We start from the raw sequence: 1,660 nt of genomic DNA, 5'->3' as shown, positions 1-1,660 counted from the left end.
AGCCTGGATCCACTGATTCTTTGAGGTCGGGTGTCGCTTTTTGATTTGAGAGGGTTGATGGGCTGAGGGCAGTATTGATCTGCGGGCCTCGCTGTCCGCGTGTTCCACTTGTTCTTGGTAAAGCCGGTTCGGCTGGGTGGTCAGGTGGTGGTGGCTATCGGTGGTCCGGCCCGGTCGAATAGCACTGTCCAGCCGGTTTTCCAGGGCCAGTCCATGGGCAGGTGGAGGCTGATGCGGCGGGCTGAGGTGGCGATCCTCGCGGGGATGCTGATCAGTTTCCGGCGGATGGTGGCGGTGGTGGCTTTGGCGAGCCCGGTGCCGGCCACCGTCGCTGCGGCGCGGGTGAGGTTGAAGGCCATGGCAGCCAGGGTCAGCCAGGCTGCGTTCGCGGTGAACACCCCGGAGGGCAGGTGTGCCAGGGCGCTGCCCTTCAGGTCGGCGTTGACCTGCTCGATGATCGCGTGACCGCGGTGGGTTTTATCGGCTGTGACGGTGTCCAGATCGCTGGTAGTGAAGAACGCGTGGAACCGGTGCGTGTCGAACAGAGTGGGTTGATCGGCTCCGGCTTTCTTGTTCAGTTCTGGGATGCGCCGAACGACGAGCCGTCCGATGATGTGTTCGCTTTTCTTGCGGGAGGTGAACGCGGTGAACGCGATCTCGGCGACCTCAGCGTTGGAGATCCACGTCTTGGACGTCTCGTCGTAGATCGCATCGGTGTATTCAATGGCCTCCCACCCGCCGTCGGGGATTGTTCCGATCGCTCGTTTGATTGCCGGATCCATTCGCGCTGTCACGGACACGGCCGCTCCTGCTTTGATCGCGGCGTTGATGGTCGCGTAGCCATAGAACGCGGAGTCGAACCGGGCCAGGATCCGGGCGGTGTTCGTGCCGCGGAGGCGCTTGATCGTGGCCAGGGCGTCACTGGTCAGCTTTCCCGCGCCGCGCGGGGAACCACACGCGCCGCGGCGCAACCGTTGGGCAACGACTATCGGGGCCGACGATGAAGTTTTCAGCGTCGCCAGGAGTGCGTTGAGCCCGCGGACACCGGAGTAGCCGTAGCCGGAGCCCTGCTTCTGGTAACCATGGACCTCAATGATGGTGTCGTCGACATCGAGGAACACGTAACCGTTGTCGTTGTCGTTGACCAGCAGTGGGGTGTGTTCGGTCAAGTTCCCGAGGAAACGCGACGCGACGGCGTCGAGCTGGCGGACGTGACCAAAGGTGAACGAACGCAGGAACGACCCGAGAGTCGAGGGCGCGTAGCAGGCGTTGAACAGTTTCCGCATCCCACCATGTCTGAGCAGCGCCATGTCATCGATCGAGTCAGCGCCGGCGACCATCCCGCCCACCAGTGAGGCCACCTTCAGCCCAGCGTTAGCGCCCTTGTCGGTCGGGACGCTCAACCACCTCTGAGCCAAAGCCCGCAGCCCTGCCTTCTCGGCGAGTTTCATCACGGGGACCAGGCCCGCGACCGACACCAGATTTGGGTCATCGAATGACCCCGAAACGGCACGAGCCATGTGAGAAACTTGCATCTACGAGATGCCTCTCGAATCATTGAAACGGTGTTCTAGACAAACCCCATTTTCCCTGATCCGACAGGCATTCTCGGTTTAACGCGCCGCCCCCAACCCAACCCGATCGGTGGATCGAGGCTAAG

1 protein-coding gene is annotated in these 1,660 nt (G+C 62.3%); it reads right to left on the bottom strand.

Annotated elements, in window-relative coordinates; translation table 11 throughout:
• Positions 1 to 140 precede the first annotated feature (140 nt).
• Entirely contained in the window at positions 141 to 1,535 is a 1,395-nt protein-coding gene (locus ABIB56_RS18430) for an IS1380 family transposase (protein WP_354570684.1), read from the bottom strand.
• Positions 1,536 to 1,660: the final 125 nt, after the last annotated feature.

It is taken from the genome of Glaciihabitans sp. UYNi722 (assembly GCF_040549465.1).
Lineage (GTDB): Bacteria > Actinomycetota > Actinomycetes > Actinomycetales > Microbacteriaceae > Lacisediminihabitans.
This window is presented reverse-complemented; position numbering and strand designations above follow the sequence as displayed.

Bases quoted from the DNA above. Each gene is read 5' to 3' on its own strand.
- ABIB56_RS18430 (WP_354570684.1), bottom strand. From the start codon at position 1,535: ATGCAAGTTTCTCACATGGCTCGTGCCGTTTCGGGGTCATTCGATGAC.